22 protein-coding genes and 2 pseudogenes are annotated in these 21,965 nt (G+C 58.4%); 16 read left to right on the plus strand and 8 right to left on the minus strand.

Annotated elements, in window-relative coordinates; all coding sequences use genetic code 11:
- Entirely contained in the window at nt 1–990 is a 990-nt protein-coding gene (gene dhaK / locus J8I87_RS10915) for a dihydroxyacetone kinase subunit DhaK (RefSeq protein ID WP_209931467.1), read from the plus strand.
- Nucleotides 991–1,071: 81 nt separating this feature from the next.
- Here dhaK and J8I87_RS10920 read toward each other — a convergent pair whose 3' ends face one another.
- On the minus strand, nt 1,072–2,025 hold the full coding sequence (locus J8I87_RS10920) for a LysR substrate-binding domain-containing protein (RefSeq protein WP_209931468.1): 954 nt from the start codon (nt 2,023–2,025) through the stop codon (nt 1,072–1,074).
- A gap of 351 nt (nt 2,026–2,376) precedes the next feature.
- Here J8I87_RS10920 and J8I87_RS10925 point away from each other — a divergent pair, with 351 nt between their 5' ends.
- The 7 genes and pseudogenes from J8I87_RS10925 (at nt 2,377) to J8I87_RS10955 (ending at nt 6,163) form a co-directional block, all read left to right on the plus strand.
- Nucleotides 2,377–3,429 (plus strand): Gfo/Idh/MocA family protein, encoded by a 1,053-nt coding sequence (locus J8I87_RS10925; protein ID WP_209931572.1) that lies wholly within the window; start codon nt 2,377–2,379, stop codon nt 3,427–3,429.
- A 25-nt stretch (nt 3,430–3,454) separates the two neighbouring features.
- Complete coding sequence (gene aroQ, locus J8I87_RS10930) at nt 3,455–3,904, plus strand: type II 3-dehydroquinate dehydratase (protein ID WP_209931573.1); 450 nt, start codon at nt 3,455–3,457, stop codon at nt 3,902–3,904.
- A gap of 111 nt (nt 3,905–4,015) precedes the next feature.
- A pseudogene (locus tag J8I87_RS10935) lies at nt 4,016–4,581 on the plus strand (IS630 family transposase); the annotation flags it as partial.
- Entirely contained in the window at nt 4,578–4,820 is a 243-nt protein-coding gene (locus J8I87_RS10940; protein WP_209931469.1) for a DUF6429 family protein, read from the plus strand. The pseudogene J8I87_RS10935 and the gene J8I87_RS10940, both read left to right, overlap by 4 nt.
- A 130-nt stretch (nt 4,821–4,950) precedes the next feature.
- Nucleotides 4,951–5,103 (plus strand): hypothetical protein, encoded by a 153-nt coding sequence (locus tag J8I87_RS10945; RefSeq protein WP_209931470.1) that lies wholly within the window; start codon nt 4,951–4,953, stop codon nt 5,101–5,103.
- Nucleotides 5,104–5,450: 347 nt separating this feature from the next.
- Nucleotides 5,451–5,603: pseudogene (locus J8I87_RS10950) on the plus strand (hypothetical protein); the annotation flags it as partial.
- Between the two features lie 113 nt (nt 5,604–5,716).
- Nucleotides 5,717–6,163, plus strand: a complete 447-nt coding sequence (locus J8I87_RS10955; protein ID WP_209931471.1) for an SRPBCC family protein — start codon at nt 5,717–5,719, stop codon at nt 6,161–6,163.
- A gap of 68 nt (nt 6,164–6,231) precedes the next feature.
- On the opposite strand, the gene J8I87_RS10960 is transcribed toward J8I87_RS10955, so the two are convergent.
- Both J8I87_RS10960 and J8I87_RS10965 read right to left on the minus strand, forming a co-directional pair.
- Complete coding sequence (locus J8I87_RS10960) at nt 6,232–7,170, minus strand: PLP-dependent cysteine synthase family protein (RefSeq protein ID WP_209931472.1); 939 nt, start codon at nt 7,168–7,170, stop codon at nt 6,232–6,234.
- A 310-nt stretch (nt 7,171–7,480) separates the two neighbouring features.
- Nucleotides 7,481–8,515, minus strand: a complete 1,035-nt coding sequence (locus tag J8I87_RS10965) for a hypothetical protein (RefSeq protein ID WP_209931473.1) — start codon at nt 8,513–8,515, stop codon at nt 7,481–7,483.
- A gap of 612 nt (nt 8,516–9,127) precedes the next feature.
- Here J8I87_RS10965 and J8I87_RS10970 point away from each other — a divergent pair.
- Together J8I87_RS10970 and J8I87_RS44630 are read left to right on the plus strand one after the other, a co-directional pair.
- Nucleotides 9,128–10,093 (plus strand): hypothetical protein, encoded by a 966-nt coding sequence (locus tag J8I87_RS10970; RefSeq protein WP_209931474.1) that lies wholly within the window; start codon nt 9,128–9,130, stop codon nt 10,091–10,093.
- 6 nt (nt 10,094–10,099) lie between these two features.
- The gene (locus J8I87_RS44630) at nt 10,100–10,390 is read left to right on the plus strand and encodes a hypothetical protein (RefSeq protein WP_245253849.1); all 291 of its coding nucleotides are present in this window, start codon (nt 10,100–10,102) and stop codon (nt 10,388–10,390) included.
- Between the two features lie 229 nt (nt 10,391–10,619).
- Here J8I87_RS44630 and J8I87_RS10985 read toward each other — a convergent pair whose 3' ends face one another.
- From J8I87_RS10985 to J8I87_RS11000, 4 genes are all read right to left on the minus strand, one after another.
- Nucleotides 10,620–12,311, minus strand: a complete 1,692-nt coding sequence (locus tag J8I87_RS10985) for a peroxidase family protein (protein ID WP_209931475.1) — start codon at nt 12,309–12,311, stop codon at nt 10,620–10,622.
- A gap of 485 nt (nt 12,312–12,796) precedes the next feature.
- Nucleotides 12,797–13,540 (minus strand): SDR family NAD(P)-dependent oxidoreductase, encoded by a 744-nt coding sequence (locus J8I87_RS10990; protein ID WP_209931476.1) that lies wholly within the window; start codon nt 13,538–13,540, stop codon nt 12,797–12,799.
- A 9-nt stretch (nt 13,541–13,549) separates the two neighbouring features.
- Nucleotides 13,550–13,948: a DUF427 domain-containing protein gene (locus J8I87_RS10995; protein ID WP_209931477.1), complete on the minus strand. Its 399-nt coding sequence runs from the start codon at nt 13,946–13,948 to the stop codon at nt 13,550–13,552.
- Between the two features lie 50 nt (nt 13,949–13,998).
- A complete protein-coding gene (locus J8I87_RS11000) occupies nt 13,999–14,745 on the minus strand; it encodes an SDR family NAD(P)-dependent oxidoreductase (protein WP_209931478.1) in 747 nt (248 codons plus the stop codon).
- Between the two features lie 193 nt (nt 14,746–14,938).
- Between J8I87_RS11000 and J8I87_RS11005 the strand changes: the two genes are divergently transcribed.
- From J8I87_RS11005 to J8I87_RS11015, 3 genes are all read left to right on the plus strand, one after another.
- On the plus strand, nt 14,939–15,820 hold the full coding sequence (locus J8I87_RS11005; RefSeq protein ID WP_209931479.1) for a LysR family transcriptional regulator: 882 nt from the start codon (nt 14,939–14,941) through the stop codon (nt 15,818–15,820).
- A 296-nt stretch (nt 15,821–16,116) separates the two neighbouring features.
- Nucleotides 16,117–17,739: a hypothetical protein gene (locus J8I87_RS11010; protein WP_209931480.1), complete on the plus strand. Its 1,623-nt coding sequence runs from the start codon at nt 16,117–16,119 to the stop codon at nt 17,737–17,739.
- Between the two features lie 353 nt (nt 17,740–18,092).
- Nucleotides 18,093–19,220 carry a YbdK family carboxylate-amine ligase gene (locus J8I87_RS11015; protein WP_209931481.1) on the plus strand — a complete coding sequence of 376 codons (1,128 nt, stop codon included), beginning with the start codon at nt 18,093–18,095 and terminating at the stop codon, nt 19,218–19,220.
- A gap of 96 nt (nt 19,221–19,316) precedes the next feature.
- Here J8I87_RS11015 and J8I87_RS11020 read toward each other — a convergent pair whose 3' ends face one another.
- A complete protein-coding gene (locus J8I87_RS11020; RefSeq protein ID WP_209931482.1) occupies nt 19,317–19,649 on the minus strand; it encodes a hypothetical protein in 333 nt (110 codons plus the stop codon).
- Between the two features lie 142 nt (nt 19,650–19,791).
- On the opposite strand from J8I87_RS11020, the gene J8I87_RS11025 reads away from it, so the two are divergent.
- From J8I87_RS11025 to J8I87_RS11035, 3 genes are all read left to right on the plus strand, one after another.
- On the plus strand, nt 19,792–19,956 hold the full coding sequence (locus J8I87_RS11025) for a hypothetical protein (RefSeq protein WP_209931483.1): 165 nt from the start codon (nt 19,792–19,794) through the stop codon (nt 19,954–19,956).
- Between the two features lie 498 nt (nt 19,957–20,454).
- Nucleotides 20,455–20,733 carry an HU family DNA-binding protein gene (locus J8I87_RS11030; RefSeq protein WP_209931484.1) on the plus strand — a complete coding sequence of 93 codons (279 nt, stop codon included), beginning with the start codon at nt 20,455–20,457 and terminating at the stop codon, nt 20,731–20,733.
- A 130-nt stretch (nt 20,734–20,863) separates the two neighbouring features.
- Nucleotides 20,864–21,739, plus strand: a complete 876-nt coding sequence (locus J8I87_RS11035; protein ID WP_209931485.1) for a VOC family protein — start codon at nt 20,864–20,866, stop codon at nt 21,737–21,739.
- Nucleotides 21,740–21,965: the final 226 nt, after the last annotated feature.

Raw genomic sequence — 21,965 nt, forward strand, 5'->3', positions numbered from 1 at the left:
ATGAAGAAATTTATCAACCACGTCGACGATTTTCTGACCGAGAGCCTCGCCGGGTTCGCCGCCGCGCACAGCGATCTTGTCGTGCTCAATCAGGAACCCGTATTCGTGCGGCGCAAGACACTGAAGCCGGGCAAGGTCGCGTTGATCTCGGGCGGCGGCTCGGGACACGAGCCTTTGCATAGCGGCTTTGTTGGCTACGGGATGCTCGATGCAGCATGCCCGGGCCAGGTCTTCACGTCGCCGACCCCCGACCAGATGATGGCTGCGGCAAAGGCCGTCGATACGGGCGCGGGAACACTCTTCATCGTGAAGAACTATTCTGGCGATCTGATGAACTTCGAAATGGCCTCGGAGATGTCGGAGTTGCCGAATGCGATGGTGTTGATCAACGACGATGTCGCCGTCGAAAACTCCAGCTACACGACGGGGCGACGCGGCGTGGCGGGTGCCGTGATCGTCGAGAAACTGGTGGGCAGTCTTGCCGAAAGCGGCGCCGACCTCGAACAATGCAAGGCGTTCGGCGACCGGATCAACAAGAATACGGCGTCGATGGGCGTTGCGTTTTCGAGTTGCACGGTGCCCGCAGCGGGCACCTCGACGTTCAAGATCGGCGACGATGAAATCGAAGTCGGCGTGGGAATTCATGGCGAGCCGGGGCGGCGGCGCGCGCGCTTTGCAGCGGCCGATGCGATTGCGGGAGAACTGCTGACGGCCATTGTCGCCGATCTCAAACCGGGCGCGGATTCGGAATTGCTGGTCCTGATCAACGGGCTGGGTGGCACGCCGCTTGGTGAACTTTATCTGCTGTTCAATTCCACGCGCTCATGGCTGCAACAGCGCGACCTGAAGATCGCGCGCGTGCAGGTCGGTTCGCTTACGACCTCGCTGGAAATGGCGGGTGCATCGATCACCTTATGTGTGATGGACGACGACATGATGCGGCATTGGGATAGCCCCGTGCATACGCCGTCGCTGAGGTGGGGGATGTAGCAGTATCGAACGCTGTGCCGGTTGTTGTTTACTCCAGACGTACGCCACGCCACCTTCGCGGCTTCACGAGCCTTTGAGAACTCAGCGAATCGACGTGTCGAGAGCGTATGGACCTTTGCGCAAGCGCTTGACGATAAATTGCGTGCATGCGCGCAATTTCGGAGAGGTCTGCAGCTTGGCGGCAGTGACCGCCCAGACATTGGCTTCCTGCCGGTATTCGGGCAGCACCCGCTGGAGCTGGCCGGACTTCAGTGCGTGAGCGACATCCCAGCCGGAAAGAAGAATGATGCCGTTCCCCGCCAGCGCCCAGTTGCTCGCAATATCGCTGTGGTTTGAACCGATTGATCCCGTTACCTTGACCGACTCGATTCCTTGAGGACCTTGTAGTCGCCACACGCCAAACGTCTGATGTCGCTCCCTGTAGAGAAGACAATCGTGGTTCGCCAGCTCGGCCACCGTCCTCGGCACGCCACGCCGCGCCAGGTATTCGGGCGCGGCGCAAAGCACCCGCGCATTCTCGACAACGAGATGAGTGACGAGATGCGGCTCGGAGACTTCGCCCATCCGTATATCGATGTCAAATCCCTCAGCTAGCAGGTCGACACTCCGGTCCATCAGTTCCAGCCATATTTCCAGATCGGGATGCTCGCGATGCAGTTCCGCCAGGATCGGGGAAAGGTGATTGCGCCCGAGCCGCAGACTCGAGCTGATGCGCAACTGGCCAGACAGGCGAGTGTCCGTTCGCGACACGCTGTCGTTCAGTCCTTCCACCGCGTCGAGCACCTTGCGCGCCCATGCATAGGCCGCTTCGCCGGCATCACTGATTCGCACATGGCGAGTCGTGCGATGAAACAGCGTCACGCCCAGCGCGCGCTCCAGATCTGCTACGCGCTTGCTGACGTAGGCAGGTGAAATGCCCAGATCCGTCGCGGCCGCGACGAAGCTCGAGCGCCGGGCGACCTGGCAGAAGACACGAAGGTCGACGAGATCCCAATCATTATTCACGATCTGGAAGGATTGAAGTGAACGATGCATGCATTGTAAGTGCAACAGTTGCCTTTAATCTCTGCTGATACGAGGCTGCGCGTCGAGAGTCCGCGCGCAAATAAACAGGAGACGGGTAATGGAGCATCAGGCAAGCAACGCAGCCCGCAACGGGCAAGCCGCGAGACAGCGGCGCTGGGCTGCTGCACGCGGATGGATAGGTTCAATGCTCGACTACAACGACTCCTTGATCTATGCGACGGCTGCGTCGCTCATCGTTCTTTTTTCCCCTATGGCAATTCCGACGTTGCCTTCGCGGTTTCGCTCGCGCTGAGTGCCCAAACATCCGCCAGTTCTTGCGCGAGCACGTGCGTGAACGCATTCATTGAGGAGCAGCAAAGCATGAGCAAGACTCGAATCGCCGTCGCGGGAGCCGGCTACATTGGACAGGCGCATATCGGCGCGGCAGCCGCAAGCAGTACCTGCACGCTTTCGGCTATCGTCGACCCGTCGCCGGCTGCGAAGGACGTCGCGGAAAAGGCGAACGTCCCGCTTTACGCAACGCTGGACGAACTGTTCACGAAAGACAAGCCGGACGGCATTGTGCTTGCGACGCCAAATCAACTTCACGTCGCGCACGCAAAGCAATCGCTTGAAGCAGGTGTGCCGATGCTGCTGGAGAAGCCGATCGCGCCGACTGTCGCCGACGCCGAGGCACTGGTGCATGCCGTGGAGGACGCGGATGTGCCTATTTTGATTGGCCATCATCGTGCGCATAGTCCGATCATGGCGAAGGCCCGCCAGGTCGTCGAGTCTGGCGTGCTCGGACGTCTCGTCGCCGTGACGGGGACGGCGATGTACCTGAAGCCGGATCACTATTTCGCCGATGCGCCCTGGCGTCGGGAGATTGGGGCCGGTCCGATCCTGCTGAACATGATTCATGAGGTGCACAATCTTCGCATGCTCTGTGGCGACATCGTCGCAGTACAGGCGTTCAAATCGCATGCGACGAGAGGATTTGCCGTCGAGGATACCGTCGCTATCAATCTTCGATTCGAAAGTGGCGTGCTCGGTACCTTCCTGCTTTCGGACACGGCCGCCAGCGCGCGCAGTTGGGAGCAGACGTCGCAGGAAAACAAGGCCTATCCGACATATGATGACGAGGACTGTTACCTCATCGCAGGTACGAACGGAAGCCTGGGTATTCCGACCATGCGGCTGAAGACGTATCCTCGCCGCGAGGACCGGTCATGGTGGAAGCCGTTCGAGGTCGGCGTGGTCGGCATGGTTCGGGACGACCCCATCAAACATCAGATGGAGCATTTTGCTGCGGTTGCACGAGGTGAGGTTGCGCCTTTAGTGTCTGCGCGCGACGGTCTCAAGAACTTGCGCGTCACGGAAGCGATTGTCACTGCGGCAACGTCGGGCACTGTCGTCGAAATACCGCGTGACTGAAACTCAATATTGGAGAGAGACGGAAATGAAAGTACTCATGCTTCATGGCATCAACCACAATATGTTCGGCAAGCGCGACCCGGTTCAGTATGGAACGGTCACGCTCGCCGAGATCGACGCAAAGCTGCAGGCGTTGGGCCGCGAGCTTGGTGCGGAAGTCGAGAGTTTCCAGACCAATCACGAAGGCGAAATGTGCGAGCGTATCCATCAGGCTTTTATCGACGGTGTGGACGCTGTGCTGATCAACGCTGGCGCCTGGACGCATTACAGCTACGGTATTCGCGATGCACTGGCGATTTTGACCGTGCCTGTGATCGAGGTTCACATGTCCAACATCCACGCACGCGAGGCATTCCGGCATCTTTCCGTATTCGCCGAAATCGTGAAAGGGCAGATCTGCGGATTGGGCGTGGACAGCTATCTGCTCGCGCTGCGCGCCGCAGTGAGTGCGGTAACGGAGAAGAAGAAAGCTTGACGATTGAAGCTTCTGGTGTGCTGAGTTAAAAATTCATTGAATGATGTCGAGCACGTACTAAAGTGTTCTGTGTGGCGCTCGATACGAGGAGGCATCGGTGAGCGGACGTCCCAGAAGAGCCAGATTCAGGCGCTGGACCGCACGCAACCCATGTTGCCGCTGGCACCCGGCATCCCTGAGCGACGCACGCACGATTACATGCGCCACGGCGCGCGACTGCGCTGTTCGCAGCGCTGGTTATTGCGACTGATGAAGTGATCGCCGAGGTACATCGGCGCCATTGCAGCAGCGAATTCCTGCGCTTTCTGCGTACCATCGAAGCCAGCGTGCCGTCTTACCTGGATGTGCATCTGGTGATGGATAACTATGGCACGCACAAAACGCCCTCGATCAAAGCCGGGTTCGCTCGTCGTCCTCGCTTCCATGTTCACTTCGCGCCTACCTCGGCGTCGTGGCTTAACCAGGTCGGACGCTGGTTTGCCGCGCTCACTGAAAAATATCTTCGACGCGGCACGCATCGGTCGACACGCCAACTCGAAGACTCGATCCGTCATTACCTGGACATCTATAACACCAATCCCCAACCGTTTATCTGGAGCAAGTCGGCTGATGAAATCGTGGCGAGCCTCGAACGGTTTTGTGCGCGGGTCCGAAGCGCTACGGCAGGAGCATCATGAATATCAATACCGATGCAATCGATGAAGTCGTCCTGGCACTTCTCTACCTGACCCTGCACGACCGATACCGCGCATGGAAGGGATTTGACTGGGATGTACTGAACCGGCTCTACGAGCGAGGCTTCATCGAAGATCCCGTCAACAAGACGAAGTCCGTGATCTTTACCGAAGAAGGATTGCGCGAATCCGAGCGGCTCTTTAATGAGCACTTCGTCATTCCGGAGGCAACAGGAAATTGATTCAACGAACTTCTAACTCACGAAACTAGTTCACGAATGGTATCTGACGCGGACGGGGGGATATACACGGCACGTTACGCCTACATGGAAAATCGGATGATACTGCTAACAACTATTCCGAACTTCTGACATGACGTTACTTGCCGAGCGGACGTACTACGATTCTGAAAAGCCAACGCTCGCATGGGCGAAAGACAAACTTTTCTACGGCTCTGAAGATAGCGACGCGATCAGTCTTCCCCCGACGCTTTGGGATCGCCTTTCAGTGCTGCGCGTGCGATGACGCCACCCCGTCAATGAACAGGTCAACGGCCCTGATTCAGCTCGCGCAAGCGGTCGGAAAGCGTCGATTGATGGTCAGACAGTGACACGCCGCCGTGCCAGCCTGTGTCCAATATGCTGTTGCTATCGCCTTCGATATAGCGAACGTGCAACCGTGCAACCAGGTACTCGTCATGGTGGCGCTCTCCATGCGCGGACAAGAATAGAATCAGGCCTTTAATGTAGGCCAGTGTCAATCAGGAACGAGAGCCTCTGGTTTGTCCGACACCGCTGCTCACCCACCCCTGCACATGATCCGCACAGATGCGAGCGTTTGAAAAATCAGATACAGGGTAAGGCGCGGGCTATGTAACTCAGAGCGCATGGTGGAGGGCCGGTTTCCTGATGGGCGTCATCTACATCGTTGTCTGGCTGGTCGTCGGTCCGCTCTGGTGGAAGCTGCTTGCTCCCGGCGGCTCCCGGCTCGCGCCCGTAGCCGGGACAGATTTCCCGACTAAGTGAATAACCTGGCCTGGCTACGTGGGGTTTTCCCTTGTTTCGCCCAATGTCGATTCTGGCTTCGATGCATCGTCGTAGAGGTGTGTCCAATTTCTCCAGTAAAAGGTGAGCACATCATGACTACCGGCACTGTCAATCTCCAACGGGTCGTGCGCGCGACTCCCGAACGCATCTATCGCGCGTTCCTCGAGCCCGATGCGATAGCAAAATGGCTGCCGCCTTACGGGTTCACCTGTCAGGTCCACCACATGGATGCGCGCACGGGCGGTACTCACAAGATGTCCTTTCGCAACTTCGGCACGGGTAACAGCCACTCGTTCGGCGGCGAGTATATCGAGCTGGTGCCGTTCGAGAAGATCCGCTACTCCGACCGCTTCGACGACCCGAATCTGCCTGGCGAGATGCAGGTTACCGTCTCATTGCGGCAGGTGTCCTGTGGAACCGAACTCACCATTGTGCAGGAGGGCGTGCCCGAAGTCATACCCGTGGAAATGTGCTATCTCGGCTGGCAGGAGTCGCTGGTTCAGCTGGCAAGACTGGTCGAGCCCGAAATCCCTGACTGACGACGCCGGCCCGTGGCTCGGGTAGTTGCCCACGCAGACATCTGCGCGAAGGCCGCATTGCGATGGCACTAGTCCAGCGATTGCGCAAACGTCTTCATGTACTTCATTCCGGTGTCGCACATGATCGTGACGATGGTGGCCTTTGGCCCAAGTCGTTCGGCGAGGCGCAGTGCGCCTGTCACGTTAGCGCCAGTGGACATGCCGCAGAATAGGCCCTCTTCGGCAGCCAGTCGAAACGCCATCGCCCTGGCTTCGTCAGTGGAGACACACTCGAGTTCGTCGGCGATCCCATCGTGCCATAGCGGCACGACGTAGCCTGCACCGATTCCGTCGATCTTGTGTGCGCCCGTCGCGCCGCCCGATAACACCGCGGACTCCGCCGGCTCGACGCCGACGACGCGAATCCGCGGATCGTGCTCGCGCAAGCGCTGAGAGATTCCGCGAATCGACGCCGCCGTGCCGACGCTTTGGACGAAGCCGTCCATATGACCGCCCGTTTGATCCCAGATTTCGTCGGCCATCTTCGTATAGGCTTCGAGTTGGTCCGTGTTTTCCATCTGCGCGGTGATGTACGCATCCATATCGCCGGCTATCCGATGTGCTTCGCGGATCATGTCCTTTGTCAGTTTTTCCGTTTGCTTGCCATTGTCGCTTGGGACGATAGTGAGCTTCGCCCCCAGCAGACGCATGTGGTCGAGTTTCTCTTTCGAGAATGCATCGGACGACACGAGATGTAGCGGGTGTCGCTTGACGGAGCAAACGAGCGCCAACGACACGCCCGTGCTGCCGCCCGTGTATTCGACCACGGCGCCTCCGGGCTTGAGACGTCCGTCGCGTTCCGGCGCTTCGATCATCGCGAGTGCGATGCGATCCTTCATGCTTCCCGTTGGATTCTGGCTTTCCAATTTGACGAAAATCCGCGCGCCATTGGACGGCGCGACATGGCGCAACTGCAGCAGCGACGTGTTGCCGATCGTGTCGAGAATAGTGTTGGGAGAACGGTTCATAGGTGCCTCGCGAGTAGACATGCGAATGGATTCAGGCGCTTCGCGGCTAGCTCGACTGACTGAGCAATACGAAGCGCGGATTTGCCACGCAGTCTAGACCAGGCGAGGGGGCGGCACCAGAGTCACAAATGCCATTAATAGCGACATTTGCGACATTTCGCACGCGATGAAACTGATTTTCCTGGTCCCACAGGGCAGTTAGCCCGAGCGGCCGTTGTGGGGCGAGCAGGTTATCGATGCCTCAGGTAAAAGTACTCATGCCCGAGGCATCGTCCATTATTCGTTGTCGGGCCGCAGCGCTGAGGCGATTTTATTGAGGCGACTTAGCCAAACCTGCATTCTCGCCAGCGGGCAACGAGCGATAGAGATCGCGCCATCTTTGCAGGCTCCCGTTCGAAGCTGGATCCATCTCTTTTGCCGGTCCGGTAGCCGAAGCCACCATCGCGGCGTTAGAGTCGCTAAAAACTCGCAGTTCCCGCTTCTCCGCAGGTGAAGCCACAAATGCAGCGAATCCTGACAGGTCCTCGGAATACTCACGCCGGATAGTGTCGAGTGAGTCGCCTTGTGCCGTTGCAACGGCCACCATCATGATGCCGGTCACGGTCGCCGCGCTAGTGTCGCGTCCCGCACTTCGCTCATCTTCTGCGGTTGCGATCTGTGTAGCGAATAAACTCGAAAGCTGGAGCAAGGCAACCCGATCCTTCAGAACGCTGATCGGGGGCTTGTCGCCATTGCGTGATGCGTCCGCGCCGAAAGCCTTACCCATCCCGAATCCGATAGTACGTGAGAGACGCGCCTGAAAATCAAGGAAACGGCGGCCTTCGTTGGACGTGTAATATCCAATCAAGGCGTCTGCATCGGCCGTCGAGAGTCGGGAACGGTAGCCATAAGCGAGCGAATCGCGCAGCGCAGAGTTCATGGCAGGCAATACCTGCTTGAGGATACGATCGTGTTGCGCGACGCAATCCTGGCCGATTGCGTCGCTGACGGCGGCCCAACGCGGATCGCTAGTGTTCCATGCCGGATTGCCGGGGTCGACATTGCGGATATTGCGGGCGACGCAATCCGACACGTCAGCCTTAGCGCCCGATTTCGGCGCAGTGCGAAACTGCCATTGTTGAAAGCCGACCAGTTGAGTTACTTGTGCTTCCGTCGCTCGGGGCCCGCCACTGGGCGTAGCACTCGAACGCAACACGCTGCTGTCCGACGTCGGGTAAGCTGCATTTTGACTTCGAGTTGAAGTCGCCGCAATGATATGGTCCCCAACGGCTTGAGCCGAGTTCGCGTGAACGATACAAGCAGGGGCAAAAAGAATTGAAGCGAGACCCAAGACGAATAAACGCATATTGCCTCCCAGTGATATCTATTCTTCTCCCTGCATACGACGCTCGCGTAGTTCACGCGTGCGTTTGATCGGAATTCGTGTCGCTGCCTAAGCGTCGCTTAGACGTCTTAATCGGGGCGCTTGCGCAGGCAACACGATATAGAGTGAGGCAAGGAGGCGTGTGCCAAACCTCATCGGCGCAAAGAGGTTAAACATACTCGCGTCCTTCTTCTGTTTGGAACTCGTGGACATCGAATACCAGCATAAGTTGTCGCCGCGGAATCCGCAACAGCCTATGGTTGCGCCGGATAACACTTGCGCCATAGTTCGGCAAAAATGCGTGGCTCCCATTTCCGCACTGCTTGGACGATGAAAGTCTTCCGCAAGAAAATTCTGTCGCCGTGCGCGCGGAAAAATCGGCGGATGGGACCATCCGGCAGCCGGGCGAAATCGCGCGCGACCTTTAGGCTGATTCGATTGCCGGCAACAACACGCAAACTGTCTGCTACCTAACAAAGCGGCCTCGGAAATTATTACGCGACCTGTTGCGGGATGCTAATCTTGCGTCACATTTACCGTAGCCGCTGCACCGTAAGAACAATCCAATAAGCCTAAATTCATTCGGGATCGCCCATGCTGCGAAAGGTGGTCGAGCGTGTAAGACGATTTCGGCGCAGTGAAGGATTCAAGCATTCCCTCGCCACGCCAATTCGTTTTTCGCTGCATGCGCGGCAGCGACTGAACCGCGATATATTCGCTATCGAAATCAGGGAAACCTCTGGTTTCTTTTCCGTCATGCAGATGGTGCTCTTCGTCCTCGTGCATTGCGAAGAAAAGCGGCTGACTCCGCGAATCTCCGCGCGCGGTGGTCTGTACGGCGATTCAGAAGGCAAGATCGACTGGTTCGCGGCGCTTTTCGAAAGCGTTCGGCCGTCGATGGGCGCAACGCTGCCGCGCAGGGTTCGGACATCCATCGTGCGCGACCTGGAACAATTGGGCTTCCGGCGACGCTATGAAGCGGGCCTTCGCCTGCAAAGCGCGAGCGAGTTGTTTCGCTCGTACTACCGGCCTGCCGCGTCTGTCCGCAATGAAGTCGCTTCAGCATGCGCAAGACTCAATATCTCCGCATCTACTCTGGGCGTGCATTTCAGAGGCACGGATAAAAAGTTCGAAGCGTTGACGCTGCCCTGGGTCGATTTCTGCCGGCTCGTCGAACAGGTGCTCGCACTGAATCCGCATTTGACCAACATCTTCGTTTCAAGTGACGAGCAGGCTTTCATTGATTTCTTCTGCGAGTGGCCTTTTAACCGCCCGATTGGTGTGGCGCCCGCACGATTGCTAGCCAAAGGTGATACGGCGGTGCACTTCAGCGGCTATCCGGGGTTGCAAATCGGGCGCGAGGCACTGGTGTCGAGCTTGTTGCTTTCAAATTGCGGCCATCTTGTGAAAACGCCGTCTTACTTGTCCGCGTGGTCGAAAATATTCAATCCCGATCTACCTGTTACGTTGGCTATGCCGCCCAGGCCCGACGCGTTCTGGTTTCCCGACAGTCAGATCTGGCTCGCGCAGGAGCAGGCGATGGGCGGCAAGGCGGCCTGAAGCGCGATGGATGAAGTCGAGGCGGGAGGCTCGGCGAGCACGGTCGTCGCCGATTTGACGCGCGAAGCCGATGTGATTCGCCTGTTCGAGATCGCGATGGAGTCAGACACGATTCTCTATGACAGCGCAAGCATCATCGAGTACCTTCACGAAGAGGTCGGCGCCGGGCGCGCGCTGCTGGCGCCATCGGGCGCTGAACGGCGCGACGCGTTGCAGTTCGTCGGCATTGCCTCTGCGATCTATGGAAAGCTCAGTGGTCTTCACGGGTCAGTCCGCGTCGCTGGCGATGATGCCTGACGTCGTGAATGCACACGCATATCCCAAGCTCGCCCGACTGGCTGCGCGCGCGATGGAGTGGGAGGCATTCGACAGTACGCTGCCATTCCGGCAAGCATGAATGCACGTGAAGAACCAGGCAACGGGCGATTCAAAGCCAAATGAAACGTATGCCAATGCGGCCGAGAATGTCCCTGCAAACGGACATTCTCGTGCAACTGTACATCGCGACCATCGCGACCATCGCGGCTCAGCGCGCCGGATTCACAGCAGACGCAGCATCGGGCCTCATCCCACGAGGTACTATAGCGTTGCGCCTGTGGTGCGGTGCGGATGCCACGGGCGGCGACCCTTGAATAAAGACGTGCTGCTGTAGTGCTTGCGTGTCGCTGTTACGCAAGATGATATCGGCAAGTGTCGTGTTCTGAATCATATTGCTGGTCGCAGAATCGAAACCCTGGTTGAGCCAGAAGTATCGATCGCCAGCACGCAGCGCTGAAAACTGTTTGCCGATGATTCTCTGAAACGTTGGCCCGACAACCGCGCCAGTCGCATGCGGTTCAGCGAGCCCGCCAATGAAAAGGTCCACCTGATCGATATTGCCGTAGACGGTCTTCAACCGGGCTTGCAGCGCGGAGTCGCTAGTCAATGCAGCGAACGACTGATACGGCGCGAAGCCTAACGCGCGGCGGACCTGGTTCAGGGTGCCCACGCCCAGGTCGCGTTCGCGCTGGATGTCGATCGCGATCAGATCGATCAGATCGACTCCGCCGCCCACGAGACTGGCGGCCAGCAGATTGCGCAACGTCGCGACCACGTAGACGTCCGTTGCCTGCGCGAAATCCAGACTGAAGGAGCGCAGCAGCGGATCGACCCCGTTCGCCATATCGGCTTGAGGTGAATTGAAGAACGCATCGCTGAGCGCTTCACTGAAGGTGGTGACGCCAGCGTTGTCCACGCCTTCTTGCGTATCCGAGATCTGCGAATGGCCGACGCGGAATGCGGCGGCAGAAAATTCCTGCGAGACCTGCGCGTTTTGCGACGAGTCATACCCGTTGTATGGGCCTACCACTGGGCCGATCAATACCGGCAAATACTCTGAATAGACGATGTTCTCGTATTCGGCCGTGGTGATGGCCCGCGCCATTTCGTAGAGCTGGTCGCCTGACCACGCGGGATGCTGTGTCTTGAGCTGACCCACCCAGCTATTGTGCTCTCGCATGAAAAGCGTCGTGACGGCTGTGAGCTCGGGATTCTCCATCACGCGCGGATCGCCGCTCTCAAAGACGCCCCCGACAATCGGCAGCCAGTGTCCATCGGGCGACGATTTCATGGTGCCATCCGCATTGCGCAAGCTGTCAGCTATTTCGTTTGTCGAGCCGTAAAGCTGCGACAGATCGAGATACCCTGCGGACGTGTTGATGATCGTATTGGTTGCCCGGCTGCGGACCGCGCGGTTCATCGCGATCACTGTGCCGGGCGTCACGTCGGGATCATTCGGGGGAATGGTGATATTGATCGCGTCGGTGGTGGTCGGCGTAAATTCGAGGCTCAGATCGTGATCGACGAACTGCCCCCACACATAGAGCCACGCAGAGGCGACGGAATCGGCACTCTGCCCATCTTGTCCCTGAGCGCCCGTGCCGCCTGAAATCAGGTTCGAAATGGTCCGCGGGTTCGGCCCTCGTATCAAGCCGTCGGCCGTGCCGGGCGCGAAGTTCAACGGCGCCAGGTGCTGTTCCGGGCTACCGGGTGTGGCATTGAAGCCGGGATTATCGAGATTATTACCAGTACCACCAATCGGTCGAAACGACTGCAACAGGGGAATCAGATGAGTGACGGAAGGACTGCGCTGATTGCCGGCTAAAGCCCTCACTGGAAAGACCGTTACGCAGATTAAAAAGGCAAAAAGCCACACCTGCACATGCCGATGGATGCGCATTTTGATTCTCCTCGATGTATCCAATCGAACGGCATTAGCCGTCCCGCCCGCGTTTGCAGGCGGGAGACATGTCGATCGTCGTCGTTGAGACCTCTTCGTTAAAACGGAACCAAGGCGTAACGCACGATGCAGCGAAGAGAAGTGAATTTCAATTGCAAATAATATTACGTTGCGTTGCGCGTGATTTGTTTTGACTATGCAAATGGCGCCACGCGTTTTGTACGACTTTATATGCCGCAATGTTTTTATTGGATTGACTTGAGAAGAAGGCGAAGAGCCTTAATTGGTTGCGACCTATTTGTTTTAACTTAACGGTGGCAGGCCGTCGATAGAAATATATTAAAAAGCTTTGGTTGAATGGTAATGGAGTCTAAACCACAGCGATCATTCGTCAAAAAACCCGACCGGCGTTTACTTCTTTAACTTCATTCGGGCTATAAGTCATCGTTAAAAGCGTTTAATCATGAGCGTCACGCTCAGTGAAATCACCCCGCCGTCCTGCCGCCGTTCACACGCAGCACTTCACCTGTCATAAAGCTTGCTGATGCCACGTACACGATCGCATCGGCGATTTCCTCGGGCGTGCCGGCGCGTTTGAGAGGCACGGTGTCGAGAAACGCGGCCTTGCGTTCGGGCGTTTGCGTGAGGCGGTCGAGCATCGGCGTTTGCACAGGGCCGGGCGCGACGGCATTCACGCGCACGCCGAACGCAGCCGCTTCCAGCGCCGCCGACTTCGTCAGCCCTTCGACGGCGTGCTTGCTCGCGACGTAAAGCGACGCGCCCGCCGCGCCGCGCGCGCCCATCGTCGATGAAACGTTGACGATGCTGCCGCTGCGTTGCGCCGACATGACGCGCAGTTCGTGTTTCATCGCGAGCAAGGTGCCGAGCACGTTCGCGTCGAACACGGCTGCATAGTGTTCGGATGTCTGCTCGATGACGGGCGCCGACTCGCCTTCCGTGCCCGCCGCATTCACGGCGATATCGAGCGTTGCGAAGCGTGCGACGGTTTGTTCGACGAGCGCCTGTACATCGCTTTCCGCGCGCACATCCGCGTGAATGAAATCGGCGTCAGCGCCAAGCGAGCGAAGCGTTGCAGCAAGCGCTTGTCCTTCATCATGGCGCCGGCCCGAGACTACGACGCGCGCTTTCGTGCGAGCGAAGGCGAGTGCGGTAGCGCGACCGATGCCGCTCAACGCGCCAGTGACGAGTACGACGGGTGATGCGTTCATGCCAATTCCTTATTCATGTTCTTCGATCGAGTCGACGCGGTCTGTGTAGAACGCGAGGTGATCGCGGATCGCCCCGACTGCCGGATACGGCGACTCATAACTCCAGATCGCGTTGAAGGCGCGCTCGCCGCCCGTGGGAATCGAAAAGTACGAGGCGTCGCCTTTATATGGGCAGTATGTCGAATGGTCCGTTCGTTCGAGCTTCGTCATATCGACATCCTTTCGCGGGACGTAGAACACGGCGGGATACCTCGCCTCGCTTAAGGTCAGCGCATCGCGCGTGTCGGCGATAACCTCGCCCGCGACTATGACCACGACACGCGAAGCATTGCGCCCGATGGTGATCGGATGATCGGGGCCGGGAAGCTTCACGGTACGCGTCTTATCCTGAAGGTTGATGGTGGACATGGTGTTGCTCCTTGCATGGTTTAAGCGAATACGTGCTGAGACATATAGGTCTAGAGCTTCGAGCCGCCGTCGACGCGCAACGTGTCGCCTGTGATCCAGCCTGCGTTATCCGATGCGAGGAATGTCACGGCGCCCGCGATATCGTCGGGCTGCGCGACGCGCTTCAACGCCTGAAGGCTCAGCGTATAGTCGCGGCCTTCATCCGTGGTCGCGAAGCTCGACATATCCGTTGCGACGACGCCCGGCGCGACGGCATTCACTCGCACGCCGCGCTCGCCTAGCGCGGACGCGAAGTGACGCACGAGCGTATCGACCGCGCCTTTCGTCGCGGCGTAAGCGGCCAGTTCGCCAACCGATGCGCGCGCGGCCAGCGACGACAGCAACACGACGCTGCTGCCCGTGCGCAGCATCGGCAGAAGCTGCTGCACGAGGAAGAAGGGCGCCCGAACGTTGACGGCGAACAGGTCGTCGAAATCGTCAACCGTGGTGTCCTCGATGCTCACGGCCTTCGCGATGCCTGCGTTCGCGACGAGCACATCGAGCCGTTCGCCGACCACGGCGCGCACGCGCTTTGCCAGAAGGTGTGGACCGTCGGCCGTGCGCAGATCGGCGGCCACCTTTTGCGCATGGCCGCCACTCGCGACGATCTCTGCGACGCTCACATCGGCGGCTGCTTCGTTGCTGCTGTAGTGCACCAGTACCCGCGCGCCGGCGCGGCCCAGCGCGAGAGCGACGGCGCGGCCGATGCCGCGTGATGCGCCCGTGACAAGCGCGGTTTTTCCAGTAAGGTCGTTCATCGCATAACTCCTGTTGAATGATCGGCGGGACGGCGAAGCGATAGCAATGAGGTATGGCCCCGGCGGTTGCGACTTGCGCGATGTCCCTGCTGACGGCTAATTTAGCGTCCGCTTGCGCGAAGGAAAAAGACTTTGTAGGCTGGCCCGTATGCTTCGAAAGCATGGCCGGGAACCTGCGGAGAAAGGAGGGAATATGGAGCTGCGCCATTTGCGCTATTTCGTCGCCGTCGCGGAAACGGGCAGCCTGACGGTCGCCGCCGAACAGCGATTGCACACGTCACAACCGTCGCTGAGCCGGCAAATCCGCGATCTCGAAGATGAAGTGCACGCGGAACTGTTCAGCCGCAGCGCGCGCGGCGTCGAACTGACGGCATCGGGCAAGGTGTTTCTCGATCATGCGCGGCTCGCGCTCGCGCAGGTCGATGCCGCGGTCGAAGCAGCGCGCCGTGCGGCGCGTCCAGCCAAGCAGGTATTTGCGCTCGGTTTTCTGACCGGTCAGGAAATGACATGGCTGCCGCGCGCGATGCAGGTACTGTGCGACGAATTGCCGAACATCGACGTGACGGTGTCGAGCGGCTACTCGCCGGATCTCGCCGATGCCGTGGCGCGCGGGAAGCTCGATCTCGCATTCGTGCGCGCGGAGCCGGGGCTGGACCTCGACTACCGTGTCGTGCATCGCGAGAAACTCGTCGTGCTGATGCCGAGCGATCATCGTCTGACGGCGAGGAAAGCGATTCGCCCATCGGATCTCAAAGGCGAGACGTTCATCATGGCGTCGAACAAGGCGCGCGTGCTGCATGACGTCGTCGCACGGTATCTGGAGCAAAACGGTCTCGATGTGAAGGCTGAACACGGCGTCGATAACCTTGCGATGGCGATGTCGCTCGTTGCATCGACACGCGCCCTTTCGCTGATGCCGGAGTACGCGAATAACCTGCTGCCCTGGTCGGTGGTGAGCCGGCCGCTCGCAGGCGAGGCGCCCACCGTCGATCTCGCGATCGGGTACAGCCGCGCGAATACATCAACCGTGCTGCAACTGTTCTTGTCAAGGGCGGACCAGTTGATTGCCGCCTGAGGGAAGGGGCGCTACATGATGTCATCGGCACGGGAACCGGCGAAATAAGGGATGACGCTCTTTCCAGATTGAAATGGTTCGGCGAATTGGCGCAAGGGGATGTTTAAAACCCGCAATTGCACTGAAAAAAGCCGGCCTCACTCTCGTTTTTATAGCTGTACGCTGCACGTACGCGCTCCCTTTCTCAACGAACGGGATTGTTTCCGGTCGCGAACCGTTGAAGGCGCTGTACGCAGTTTATGAAAAAAAGCAGCGCTCACGGGGTAGGCCGTTGAATCATGGCAGCGGAGGTTCCTATGAGTACTGCGTCTTCAGTGGAAGGAACGAACGGCGGTGCGCAGGATAGTGACACGCCAGCCCCGAATTTGAAGAGCGACATTGCGTGCTGCGAGATGTGCATCTCGCTTGCGGCGCGCGCTGGCGTGCGCATTCCTGAATACATGCTCCGCGCCGTCAAGGCCGCACATGCAGAATTGGAAGCGGCCAAGGTCAGCCCGGAAACAGAATCCGCTTTCTATAACGCGATGGCGTATATCGTGGCGCATGCGCCTTATCCGAGCGCGAAAGTTGCGGATGACCTGAGGCATTGTGAGGAAGTCGTGTCGCACGCGGGTCTCGTCGGCAAGCCGATCTCAAGGGCCGATATCGAGGCGCTGTCCGTCGCACGTCAGGCGCAGAGGGATTTCACGTGGTCCGCCACGGTCGAAGTGCCGTTCTACGATGCGATGAGCCGGATGACCCATGCCGTTGCGCCCGTCGTTGGGGAGACGGTCGGCGAAGAAGCGCGCAAAGGCGCGCGCAGGTCGATCAAAAACTATTCGGTCTCCGCGGCGGCACTCACGTTCTTCGTACTGGTTCTATCGTGCCTGTTGTTCGTTATCAAGGAGATATCGGACGACGTCAAGGATGTGATTCAGAAGAACGATCCCATCGCCCTCATGATGCACAACCAGTTGCAGGCCTATGCCGCGGCGCTCACGAAAGCCAATGGGAATTCGTCGGAAGACGTGCTGGCGCAGATGCAGAATTCACCGGAAGCCGTTGCAATCAAAGATACGCTGCAGAAGTTCGCCACCAACAACCGCCAGCTCTATTCCGACATCCAGCGAACGAAAACCATCAGCAGACTGTTCTTCTGGGTGCCCAATTCCATTGGAGAGCAAGTATTTGCCTTCTTTGGGCAACCGTGGGGCGAGGACTGGGGCATGGTGCCCAGCCAGTATGCGAAGGACTGCGGCAAACCGGAAATTGCCGGTGTGCCCGACGACAGCTTTAACTTCTCTAATGGCTTGAAGTACGGATTCCGTTTGCTCTGGCCCACCCCGCCTCCCGCCGCCGATTGGGAATGCACGATCGACTCCGTGCGTCATGCGCTGGAAATCGATTTGCCGCTTTTCGACATTGGCATGACACCGGATAAAAAGGCCATGATTCCCGATGACACGGTAAAACAAGGCTTTCAGAAAATCGCGATCTATCAGCAGATTCGCGCGACCGCGAACTATGCGCGGGACAACATTCTAACGTTCGTCGGAATGACGACGGGCTTTATTCTGCCGATCTTGTACGCATGGCTTGGCGCGACGGCCGCCATTCTCCGCAAGTTGCGCGACGACACCGCCGCCTGCCTCTTTCACCCGGAATATTCGAAAGTCGCCAACCGGTCGCATGTGACCACGGCCGTCATCGTCGGTATTTCCATCGGTTTGTTCAGCGATCTGGTGCACGGCGGAAAAGAACTGTCTCCACTCGCGATTGCGTTCGTCGCGGGATATGCTTCCGACAGGTTTTTCCAGTTCGTCGATCGTCTGGTGCAGGCGTTGTTTCCCTCGGACGCCGGCCAGAAACTGAAGTCGACCGAGCAAAAGCGTGATGGGCAGACGCGCCCGGGCGGCGCTCCTCGACCCGTACAGTCTTGAGCGGGATTCTCGTCCCGCGGAGCATGCCGTGCGCCAGGCTGTGGCGTGACAGGTGAAACAATGGGCGACGGTGTGCTTGAAAAGTGGCGCACCGCGCCGCCATTGCAAGCCTTTGGACAGGATCAAGATCCATCTTGTCAAAGTCGCTTTCGCGACCTATCTTGAATCGAACCTTTCTATGTGATTACACGTGCAACGGCACCGCATCTCTGTAGGCGGCGCGGTTGTTGTTCCTGTTCACATTCAGCCTGCGAAACAACTACGATAGTGTTTCTTCCACGATAGCGTGGATAGCGCCATCTCACACATCAAGGCTCGGCGTGAGCGAGCATCGTCGTGCAACAGGACATCCCATGCTGCAGCCATTTGCGTCATCAGATCCGTTCACGATTGGAGTCGAACTCGAAGTTCAGGTCGTCAACACCCACGACTACAATCTGACGAAGGCGGCGACGGAGCTGCTGAATCGGGTCAGAGAGCGGGACTTTGCGGGCGCGATCAAGCCGGAGACAACAGAGGGGATGATCGAGCTGGCGACAGGCGTATGCGAGAATTTCGACCAGGCGAGGAATCAATTGCTGGTCCTTCGCGATACGCTGGTCCGGGCAGCCGACTTTCTGAATGTCGGGGTTTGCGGCGGAGGTACAAATTCCTTTCAGAACTGGTACGACCAGCGCTCGGATGGGCGCGAACGATCCGAATACCTGATGGGGCTATATGGGGCGCTATATCAGCAATTCACGATTTTTGGCCAGCACGTGCATGTAGGCTGCCCGGATGCTGACTCGGCGCTCGTTCTACTGCATTCGCTTTCGCGTTACGTTCCCCACTTCATCGCGCTGGCTGCTTCGTCGCCGTATGTACAGGGAACCGATACGCAATTCCAGTGCGCCCGACTGAATTCCGTCGCTCCATTTCCTTTGTCGGGGCAAGCGCCTTTCGTGACCAGGTGGTCCGAGTTCGAACAATATTTCGAACGCATGGAGGGCACGGGCCTCGTCCATAGCCTGAAAGACTTTTACTGGGATATACGACCCAGCCCCGGGTACGGCACGATTGAAATACGAGTAATGGACACACCACTACGCGTTGAGTGGGCCGCCGCGATCGCCGCTTATATTCAATCTGTCGCGCGTTATTTGCTAGTTGATGAGCCTGTGCACCTTAGTGAGCGGGATTATGAAGTGTACCGGGCGAACCGCTTCATGGCCTGCCGCTTTGGGCTGGATGGAAATTGCCTGAACCCGGAGACCGGGCATCGCGGTCCGATTCGAGCCGAAATCCTTGCCACGCTGGAAGCAATCGCTGGCCATGCGCGAATACTGGGCGCGGAGGAAGGCCTTGAAATCATCAGGCGGACGGTGACCGATGGTTTAAGCGACGCCATGTGGTTGCGCCGTATTTACCGTGTGCATGATTCGTTGCACGAAGTTGCTCGCCAGCAATGTCAGATCTGGCGTGGTGCGCAAATTCCCGAGTAGAGGTTGGATTTTTTTGAGCCCGGCAGTTCATTGTCGGCTTATCGGCGTGTGCGTTTGTGCGTGCGCTGCCGGGCCCCGTCATGTGTCGGCCATCTTTCAGCCTCCCCATAGTCGTGCCAAGTCGGAATCCGCATAACTTCCGATAGTAAGAACCTGCTGCTTTTCTGAGTCGTAGCTAACGACCCCGCATAGTACATCTCCAAGCTGAGGTCCATAAGCGACGTAGGAGCTCATGGCAGTAAGCTCGACATCGGTCAGGTCAGGCTGCGACGGGACAAGGCTAAATTTCAGGCCAGGATTGTTTTTAAGGAATGAGATGATCTGCTCTGACGTAGAAAAATACCTTGGTGTCACGTCACACTTATCGATGAGGTTAAGGAAAGCAAGCTTCACTTCGTAAAGCTTATTGTTAACCACGTGCAGAATCATGAAAGAGCTCCCGTAGAAAACACGCGCACTTATTTGTCGCGGATTTCGCTCGTTACTCCAGGCGCAGGGCCTGATTCTGCGAGATCCAACATGCAGACTAGTTGCGCTGGCCGCAAGTGCTCGTCGAAAGCTGCGCCAATGTGTGCGTTATCGCACACTCACGCAGACGCCTGAAGCCGTGCTTGATGGGGTGAACTCGTCCGGCATCGCGGCCGTGATCTATCGCAACGTGTGCGACGCTTACGACAACACGCCGGACTTCGAGGCGGGCGTCGATCACTTTATCTTCAGGCGGAGGGAGGAGTAAGCCGGGTACACGCAGGCTGCGCAAGCGTCGTCCACACCTGTTCGGATGAACAGCCCCATAGTTGTCGGACCATGACGGTGCCGCAACACTCACAACGGTAATGTTCAATTGCTGTGACGCCCTCGCACTCACCAATTCCGATTAACGTCATTCCGTCCACGCGGGCGACACCGGCGGGGCGTCCCTGCAGACTCGTGCATACAGTGCAATTGTCCATTGATTCCGCCCCTCATGGCGAACTGCGGGCTAAGTGCGGCTTGCCCGACACGAAGCGGGCGCGTTCAGTATCGCGCAACATTTTTTCGGATGCAGCAGTTATCTGGCCGCTAGCGAGGGAAATAATTGGCGCCGAACCAGAATGGTGCAGATCACGCAAGCGAACGGTGGTGCGAAATCGCTGAACGCGCGCGGCGTCAGCGGGCCGGGTTGCAATTTACTGTTCGCCTGCGGTAGGGTGACCGTCATTCCGCTATTCGCGGACGTTAAAGGAGCACACAAGTGAACAAGCAGGAACTGATTGATGCCGTTGCGGCGGGCACGGGCGAAAGCAAGGCAAGCACGGGTGCAGCTATCGATGCCATTCTTGAGACCGTGACGGCTGCCGTGACGCGTGGCGATACCGTCCAGCTGATCGGCTTCGGTTCGTTTTCGACGGGCGCCCGGGCCGAGCGCGCGGGTCGCAATCCGTCAACGGGCGAGACCATCACAATTCCGGCCGCGAAAACCGTGAAGTTCACGGCTGGAAAAGCGTTCAAGGACGCTGTGAATGGCGCATGAATGACGTATGAATGGCGCACGGATGGTGCATGTCTGCAGCCCGGCACGTGTGTTTCGTGACCAATCTGACAGGCGGCGGCCCTTTGCGGATCTGTACAATTAACGCGTCAAACCCTCGGAAGGTGGTCAGATGCAACGTCCCGATTACGCTCAGGACGACGTAGGCAATCTGGTGCTGCTCGAGCACGTCAATGTCACGGTACCGGACCAGCGCCTCGCGACTGCGTTTTATGTCAGCGGACTCGGGCTCACTCGCGATCCCTATCTGATGACAGGCGTGACCAACATGTGGATCAATATCGGCCGATCACAGATTCACTTGCCGGAGGGCGACCCTCAGCGTCTGCGCGGGCATGTCGGGCTGGTCGTGGGCAAGCGCCAGTCGCTGGTCGCGCGGCTTCGCGCAGTTCAGCCCGTGCTCGATGGAACCGCATTCGGGTGGGCCGAGCGCGACGATCGCCTGGAGGTCACCTGTCCTTGGGGAAACCGTTACGCCTGTCTCGATCCGGATGCGCGCGATGCAGGCGCGCCGTGGTCGGATATCGATCTTGGCATCGCATTTGTGCAGCTCGATGTGCCCGTCGGCAGCGCAGCGCCAATTGCGGGCTTCTATCGCGAGTTGCTCGATGCGTCCGTCGAACTCCGCGACCGCGAAGGTTCGCGGCAGGCGGTCATTGCGATTGGTACGCACCAGCAACTGATCTATGCGGAAACGCCTGCGGCAAGCGTGGAATACGACGGGCATCATATCCAGATCTATGTCTCAAACTTCTCGGAGTCGTACACACGGCTCGCAGCGCGCGGGCTGACTTACGGTGAGGAGCTTCATCAATACCGCTTCGCCGACATCGTCGACCCTGCGAACGGTGCGCGCTGCTTCAGGCTCGAACATGAAGTACGTAGCCTGCGTCATCCGCTTTACGCGCGACCGCTGGTCAACCGGAATCCGGAGCAAAGCAACCGCACTTACCGGATGGGCGCGGACGCGCGCAATGGCGTGTTCTAGACGGTGTGCGCGATTGCGGCATGCTACCTGTTTGAGGTGCAACGTGCCGCAACGGGTCAAGGCTACTTTCCGTTCGCCAGGGAAATCGACTGCCGCTCGCAATTGAAATCGGATTGCCTTGGGTTCCGGTTTATACCCGTGAATGGGGAAGGCGACGCGTGAATTGTCGAAGTGGAAATGTTGATGTGAATTGTTGACCTGCACGCGTCTGCGACGCGTTGGGCCG

It is taken from the genome of Paraburkholderia sp. LEh10, from assembly GCF_017814945.1.
In the GTDB taxonomy this organism is placed as follows: domain Bacteria; phylum Pseudomonadota; class Gammaproteobacteria; order Burkholderiales; family Burkholderiaceae; genus Paraburkholderia.

What these genes read in the sequence shown, in the direction of transcription:
- J8I87_RS10920 (WP_209931468.1), bottom strand. Translation starts at nt 2,025, where the DNA reads ATGCATCGTTCACTTCAATCCTTCCAGATCGTGAATAATGATTGGGAT.
- J8I87_RS44630 (WP_245253849.1), top strand. Translation starts at nt 10,100, where the DNA reads ATGGATGAAGTCGAGGCGGGAGGCTCGGCGAGCACGGTCGTCGCCGAT.
- J8I87_RS11010 (WP_209931480.1), top strand. Translation starts at nt 16,117, where the DNA reads ATGAGTACTGCGTCTTCAGTGGAAGGAACGAACGGCGGTGCGCAGGAT.
- J8I87_RS11000 (WP_209931478.1), bottom strand. Translation starts at nt 14,745, where the DNA reads ATGAACGACCTTACTGGAAAAACCGCGCTTGTCACGGGCGCATCACGC.
- J8I87_RS10985 (WP_209931475.1), bottom strand. Translation starts at nt 12,311, where the DNA reads ATGCGCATCCATCGGCATGTGCAGGTGTGGCTTTTTGCCTTTTTAATC.
- J8I87_RS10960 (WP_209931472.1), bottom strand. Translation starts at nt 7,170, where the DNA reads ATGAACCGTTCTCCCAACACTATTCTCGACACGATCGGCAACACGTCG.
- J8I87_RS10945 (WP_209931470.1), top strand. Translation starts at nt 4,951, where the DNA reads ATGACGTTACTTGCCGAGCGGACGTACTACGATTCTGAAAAGCCAACG.
- J8I87_RS10990 (WP_209931476.1), bottom strand. Translation starts at nt 13,540, where the DNA reads ATGAACGCATCACCCGTCGTACTCGTCACTGGCGCGTTGAGCGGCATC.
- J8I87_RS10955 (WP_209931471.1), top strand. Translation starts at nt 5,717, where the DNA reads ATGACTACCGGCACTGTCAATCTCCAACGGGTCGTGCGCGCGACTCCC.
- J8I87_RS11020 (WP_209931482.1), bottom strand. Translation starts at nt 19,649, where the DNA reads ATGATTCTGCACGTGGTTAACAATAAGCTTTACGAAGTGAAGCTTGCT.
- J8I87_RS11035 (WP_209931485.1), top strand. Translation starts at nt 20,864, where the DNA reads ATGCAACGTCCCGATTACGCTCAGGACGACGTAGGCAATCTGGTGCTG.
- J8I87_RS10995 (WP_209931477.1), bottom strand. Translation starts at nt 13,948, where the DNA reads ATGTCCACCATCAACCTTCAGGATAAGACGCGTACCGTGAAGCTTCCC.
- J8I87_RS10940 (WP_209931469.1), top strand. Translation starts at nt 4,578, where the DNA reads ATGAATATCAATACCGATGCAATCGATGAAGTCGTCCTGGCACTTCTC.
- dhaK (WP_209931467.1), top strand. Translation starts at nt 1, where the DNA reads ATGAAGAAATTTATCAACCACGTCGACGATTTTCTGACCGAGAGCCTC.
- J8I87_RS10925 (WP_209931572.1), top strand. Translation starts at nt 2,377, where the DNA reads ATGAGCAAGACTCGAATCGCCGTCGCGGGAGCCGGCTACATTGGACAG.
- J8I87_RS11015 (WP_209931481.1), top strand. Translation starts at nt 18,093, where the DNA reads ATGCTGCAGCCATTTGCGTCATCAGATCCGTTCACGATTGGAGTCGAA.
- J8I87_RS10970 (WP_209931474.1), top strand. Translation starts at nt 9,128, where the DNA reads ATGCTGCGAAAGGTGGTCGAGCGTGTAAGACGATTTCGGCGCAGTGAA.
- J8I87_RS11005 (WP_209931479.1), top strand. Translation starts at nt 14,939, where the DNA reads ATGGAGCTGCGCCATTTGCGCTATTTCGTCGCCGTCGCGGAAACGGGC.
- J8I87_RS10965 (WP_209931473.1), bottom strand. Translation starts at nt 8,515, where the DNA reads ATGCGTTTATTCGTCTTGGGTCTCGCTTCAATTCTTTTTGCCCCTGCT.
- aroQ (WP_209931573.1), top strand. Translation starts at nt 3,455, where the DNA reads ATGAAAGTACTCATGCTTCATGGCATCAACCACAATATGTTCGGCAAG.